Source organism: Acetonema longum DSM 6540 (assembly GCF_000219125.1).
GTDB lineage: Bacteria > Bacillota > Negativicutes > Sporomusales > Acetonemataceae > Acetonema > Acetonema longum.
Genome location: NZ_AFGF01000196.1, coordinates 1 through 5,613 on the forward strand (window position 1 = coordinate 1; position 5,613 = coordinate 5,613).

The 5,613-nt window shown below is 48.6% G+C and carries 6 protein-coding genes; all 6 read left to right on the forward strand.

What is annotated here, in order from left to right; translation table 11 throughout:
• Positions 1 to 203: 203 nt before the first annotated feature.
• The 6 genes from rlmB to ALO_RS16415 all read left to right on the forward strand — a co-directional run bounded on the left by rlmB (position 204) and on the right by ALO_RS16415 (position 5,525).
• The gene (gene rlmB, locus ALO_RS16390) at positions 204 to 947 is read left to right on the forward strand and encodes a 23S rRNA (guanosine(2251)-2'-O)-methyltransferase RlmB (protein ID WP_040293710.1); all 744 of its coding nucleotides are present in this window, start codon (positions 204 to 206) and stop codon (positions 945 to 947) included.
• Positions 948 to 1,043: 96 nt separating this feature from the next.
• Positions 1,044 to 2,567, forward strand: a complete 1,524-nt coding sequence (locus ALO_RS16395) for a VanW family protein (RefSeq protein ID WP_238528295.1) — start codon at positions 1,044 to 1,046, stop codon at positions 2,565 to 2,567.
• 69 nt (positions 2,568 to 2,636) lie between these two features.
• Entirely contained in the window at positions 2,637 to 3,188 is a 552-nt protein-coding gene (locus ALO_RS16400; protein ID WP_004098154.1) for an NYN domain-containing protein, read from the forward strand.
• A 138-nt stretch (positions 3,189 to 3,326) separates the two neighbouring features.
• Positions 3,327 to 4,070: an RNA polymerase sporulation sigma factor SigH gene (gene sigH / locus ALO_RS16405; protein WP_040293708.1), complete on the forward strand. Its 744-nt coding sequence runs from the start codon at positions 3,327 to 3,329 to the stop codon at positions 4,068 to 4,070.
• 166 nt (positions 4,071 to 4,236) lie between these two features.
• The gene (gene brxF, locus ALO_RS16410; protein WP_004098158.1) at positions 4,237 to 4,701 is read left to right on the forward strand and encodes a BREX-3 system P-loop-containing protein BrxF; all 465 of its coding nucleotides are present in this window, start codon (positions 4,237 to 4,239) and stop codon (positions 4,699 to 4,701) included.
• Positions 4,702 to 4,727: 26 nt separating this feature from the next.
• A complete protein-coding gene (locus tag ALO_RS16415) occupies positions 4,728 to 5,525 on the forward strand; it encodes an undecaprenyl-diphosphate phosphatase (protein WP_004098160.1) in 798 nt (265 codons plus the stop codon).
• The last annotated feature ends 88 nt before the right edge of the window (positions 5,526 to 5,613 follow it).

The following is a 5,613-nucleotide window of genomic DNA, read 5'->3' on the forward strand; positions in this document are numbered from 1 at the left end:
CGAGTTTGCAATAGGGGTTCTTAGAAATTCGTGAAAGTTTTCATGAAAATCGTATAATGGTGGAATAATAACCGGAAGAACGGAGCTGAGCCTTTTTCCCGATTGAACAGGCCGCAGGAATATCGGTTGTTGTCACGAATATTATCTAGGCAAGATATTCCCGCATTGCCGCGGTACATAGGAAGAGGAGTTTTTTGAAAGATATGCCTGATGAATTTATTGCTGGCCGCAATAGTGTGCTGGAAGCCTTAAAGGCGGGGCGACCCATCAATAAAATTTTGGTTGCCAAAGGGGAGCGCCAGGGCTCGGTGAAAGAAATTATCGCCTTGGCCAAAGAGCAAGGCCTGGTAGTGCAAGATGTGGACAGCGCCAAGTTGGACAGCCTTACTCAGGGCTTAAAGCATCAGGGAGTTGTGGCTGCCACGTCCCCGGTGGATTATGCGGAACTCTCGGACCTATGGGCGAAGGCCGCAGCAAAGAATGAACCGCCCTTTTTCATCCTGCTGGACGAACTGGAGGATCCTCATAATCTGGGGGCTATTCTGCGGACGGCGGATGCAGCCGGGGCTCATGGCGTTCTGATCCCCAAGCGGCGCAGCTGCCCTTTGTCAGGCACGGTGGCCAAGACTTCCGCCGGCGCTATTGAGCACGTTCCGGTAGCCAGAATTGGAAATGTGGCCCAAACCATCAAAGAACTCAAGAAAATGGGATGCTGGATTGTAGGAGCAGATATGGCAGGCAGCCAGAATTACTATCAGGCCGACTTAACCGGGCCGATTGTGGTTGTAATTGGCAACGAAGGCCAGGGATTAAGCCGCCTGACCAAGGAAACCTGTGACTTTCTGGTGAAGATCCCGATGAAGGGGAAAATCGCCTCATTGAATGCTTCTGTAGCGTGTTCTTTAATACTGTATGAAGTTTTCCGGCAGCGCGAAGAAGGTCGTTGAAAAAGCTCCTGTTTCGAGGCTGCAGATGTGTTTTGCAATAGGCTTCTAGTATCTGAACCCTGTTTCGAGTCTAGATGAAAGCAGAGTGAAATTTTGGTGTATAGCAAACTGATGGAATATCGCAGATTTTTGCTGACCGGTTTATTCATCGTCATTGTGCTCATTGGGACTGCCGTGTATCCGTTATTTTACGACCGGGTATATGGCGGGGTGCTGGTTGGGAATATCCAGCTTCAGGGGAAGACTTTGGAGGAATTGACCGCAGAAGTCCGTTCCTGGGAGCAGCAAACCCACGGTAAACAATTACTGCTGTATTTTGAGAATACGGTATTTCTATTAACGCCTGATCAGGTCGATTTTTCTATGCAGCCGGACCGGACGGTGGCTGACGCCTGGCAATATGGCCGGGTCGGTTCCTGGTGGCAGCGGGTGCAGGATATTCGTTACGCCCGGGAAAATGGCCGCAGTTTTCAGCCATACATCAGTCATGATCAGGCTAAGCTGGACCAGTTGATTGATCAGTGGAAGAAAACTCTGGAGCGGGAGCCGAAAGATGCGGTGCTTAGCCTGAAAACAGGCGGCGTTATTCCTGAACAACAGGGTCGAAAGCTCCATACCGAAGAACTGGCGGAACAAATCCTGCAAGCCTTCTATCATCCCGATATTCACACGCTGGAAATTCCGCTGACTGTCACAGAGCCGGCCGTGACGAAAGAGTCCTTAACCAAGACCGGGATCGTCACCCTGCAAAGCGCGTTTTCCACTAAATTTGACTCTAACGATGTGAATCGCAGTACCAATATAGCTTTGGCTGCCGCTAAGATTAACGGTCTTATCCTTAAGCCGGGGCAAATATTCTCCTTTAATGATGCGGTCGGCCCCAGAGATACAGCCAGCGGCTTTAAAGAAGCCATGGAGATTTTCGACAGTGAGATGGTGCCGGGAATCGGCGGCGGGATCTGTCAGGTATCATCCACTTTATACAATGCTGTGCTGCTGGCCAATCTGCCTGTCAAAGAACGATGGAATCACGGCAGGCCTCTGTCTTATGTGGGGATGGGGCGGGATGCGACGGTGGTGTATGGTTCGGTTGATTTTAAGTTTGTGAACAATACGTCTTCATCGCTGATGATTTTAACGGAAACAAAAAACAATAAATTGACTGTGGCTATTTTTGGCCGGGAAAACCAAGAAAATCTGAAACAAACGGTTCATATCGAAGTCACCGACTTAAAGGAGCTGCCTTTTAAAACTGTGGAAATAGTTGACCCCCTGCTGCCTGCCGGACAAGTCGTTCTAGATCCGGAGAAGGCGAAAAAAGGAGCACCCGGCTATGAGATGAACGTATTCCGGGTGATCAAGGCGGATGGGAAAGTGATAAAACGGGAATTTCTCGGAAAGGACCGCTATGTACCGGAAAATGCGGTGGTTAGGGTAGGCCCGAAACCGCCGGCGGTTCAGCCGGATTCTGCGGGAGACATTCAGCCAGGCAAGGACATGACAGTCAATCCGGCTTTGCCGCTGAATCCGACTGACCCAACCGGATCAGCTGCCAATCAAACCGGTTCTGAAGACAAGGCTAGACCACCGGCAGCAGATGATACTAAGAGTTCTCGTTAGAAGTTGGTATAAAAATCATCTATGATCTGAATCTGAGGCCTTTTTCGACGGCCTCCGAAAGGAGCTACAGTGAAAAACGGCAGTGACAGAGACGTTCTTATCGTAGATGGCTACAATGTAATTCATGCCTGGCCAGAATTGGCGGGTATGCTGGAAAATTTAGACCATGCCCGGGACTGTTTGGTGGACATACTGGCAGAGTATGGTGCGTTTAAAGGCTGGCGGGTATTGGTGGTCTTTGATGCTCATTCAGCGGTTTCACCGACCACGTCATCCAAAACGGAGACCATCGCCGGGGTGGAAGTGGCGTATACCGCTGAAGGAGAAACTGCCGACAGTTATATTGAAAAACTGGTTTACCAATGGGTGCGCCAAGAGAAAAGTGTTTATGTAGTCACGTCTGACTGGATTGAACAGATGGTGATTTTAGGGTCCGGCGGCTATCGTATTTCCGCCAGAGAATTGGCTGTAGATGTAAAACAAGTAAAAAGGCAGCTGAAGGAAAGGAAAGAGCAGGCCGATCGGACCGGCGGCCGTCATGAGATCGGCAGCCGGGTCAATGCCGATGTCTTTGCCAAACTCAACCGGTTGCGGCATGGCGCGGGGGTTCCCCAAGAATAATAGCTTGACTATTTTGCTGCCCTTGGGGTATAATTTGATACGAAAGTGGCATGTACTAAGGCTTTATAAGGTTTATACGCTTTAGTGCATTTTCTTTTTTGGCTGTTAACCGGCAAATTGAACAGTGGGGGCGATGCGATGCGGGTTAGTACTCAACGCGATTTGTATAGCTGTTTTGAGAACATGACCGATGAGGAAGTAGTGCTAGAAGCCAGAGATAACGATAGCACAATCGCACAGGAGTATTTGATTAACAAGTACCGCAACTTCGTTCGTGCGAAAGCCAGATCGTATTTTCTGATTGGCGCTGACCGGGAAGATATCATCCAAGAAGGCATGATCGGGCTTTATAAAGCCATTCGGGACTTTCGCAATGATAAGCTGTCTTCGTTCCGTGCCTTCGCCGAATTGTGCGTTACGCGCCAAATTATTACTGCGATTAAAACAGCTACCAGGCAAAAACATATTCCTTTGAACTCATATGTTTCTTTAAACAAGCCAATTTATGACGAAGACTCGGACCGCACTTTGCTGGATGTCCTGTCCGGTTCCAAGGTTTCCGACCCGGAAGAACTGGTGATCAGTCGGGAAGAGTTTATTGATATTGAAGAAAAAATGGGCGAAATATTGAGTGAACTGGAATGGAAAGTTCTGATGGCGTATCTGGATGGAAAATCATATCAGGAGATAGCCGTTGAACTGGAGCGTCATGTTAAATCCATTGATAATGCCCTGCAACGGGTCAAACGTAAATTAGAACGCTATCTGGATAATCGCGCTGATGACCAGGAAATTCGCGGCGTATATAAGGGATTGGTCGGCATGGGTAAAGACACTCAGGTAGAAAGTTCTGAATACGACCCGCTGGGTGACGAGTCATAGAAACAATAACTGCTGTAAACACTAAAAGACATCCTCTGGGATGTCTTTTTTCTTGCCTGCAATCGAGACCGATGCCAGATGTAAAAAGGATTTCGGCATTTTTTGGCGAAAACCAATTTTCAAGAATATTTTTTGTAGTGTGCAGTATAATGAGGGAGATGATCGAATGCCGGTTACGGTGCAGCGGGTGGTGGAAACTATCCGCGAAGTGGAACAAGGTATTGAGAAATTATTGCTGCTCGTCGGCGGACCCGGCAGCGGTAAGAGCAAAGTGATGCGTGAACTGGCTGCTCTACAAGGTTGGGAGTATCTTGACTGCCGGGAACTGATGACGGAGGAACTGCTGGAATTGGTGCCAAAAGCCAGGGCTCAGGAAGCTCCGGCCATTGCAGGCAGGGTATTGGGAGCAAAGCAGGCCGAAGTCATTTTATTGGACGGAATTCAGGTCCTGTTTGCGCCGGTCATGCACCTTGAACCACTGGATTTGCTGCGTCAGTTGAGCCAAAAATTTTGTATTATTGCGGCCTGGCCGGGAGAAGTGGCTGGCGGCAAACTGGTCCTGGCGCAAACCGGCAGAGCCACCCCCCGTGAATATCCGCTGGATAGGATTCGTACCATCGAACTTGACTAGGAAACCATTGAAAAGGATGTATGTGCGTGAATGAAATAATCATAGCAATTATAATTGGCATTGTAGAAGGACTTACTGAATTTCTTCCTATTTCTTCCACGGGACATATGATTTTAGTTGGATCACTTTTGGGCTTCGAAGGTGAGAAAGCTGCAGTATTTAGTGTATTTATTCAATTGGGAGCGATTTTATCGGTACTCATTCTGTATTGGGACAAGTTTCTCCGGCTGCTGGATTTTCGTTCTCCTATAGGACGGCGGGAGCTGACTCCATGGCATGTGGCCGCCGGCATTGTACCGGTTTTAGGTATCGGCTTTTTTCTGCATAAGCCGATTAAAGCCTATCTTTTTTCACCTTTTACCGTGATCATTGGTTTGGTGGCCGGCAGCATTCTTATGCTGGCAGCCGAAAAAATTGCCAAGCGGCCGCAGACCCGTGAACTGGATGAAATTACGCTGCGGCAGGCCTTTTTTGTCGGTCTGTTTCAAATCTTATCCCTCTGGCCCGGTTTTTCCCGCTCCGGATCCACCATTGCCGGCGGCTTGCTCTTTTCCATGAGCCGGAAAGCGGCTGCCGAATTCTCCTTTATTATTGCTGTACCGATTATGGCCATTGCCTGTGTGTATGACCTTTTAAAAATCTGGTCACAGCTGAATACCAATGATTTAGCCATGCTGGCAGTAGGGTTTGTAACGGCATTCATCGTAGCATGGCTGTCGATTATTTGGTTTTTGCGGTTCCTTAACCGTTCCACCCTGACATCCTTTGCCTACTACCGCTTGGCTGTGGCGGCGCTATCGTATTATTGGTTCTTCGGACGATAGGGACTCCGCTCAAAAAGGTCCCGGATTCGAAGCTGAAGATAAGTTTTGCAGTTGCCATAATCTGAGATTGGAACTTTACAAAAAAGTG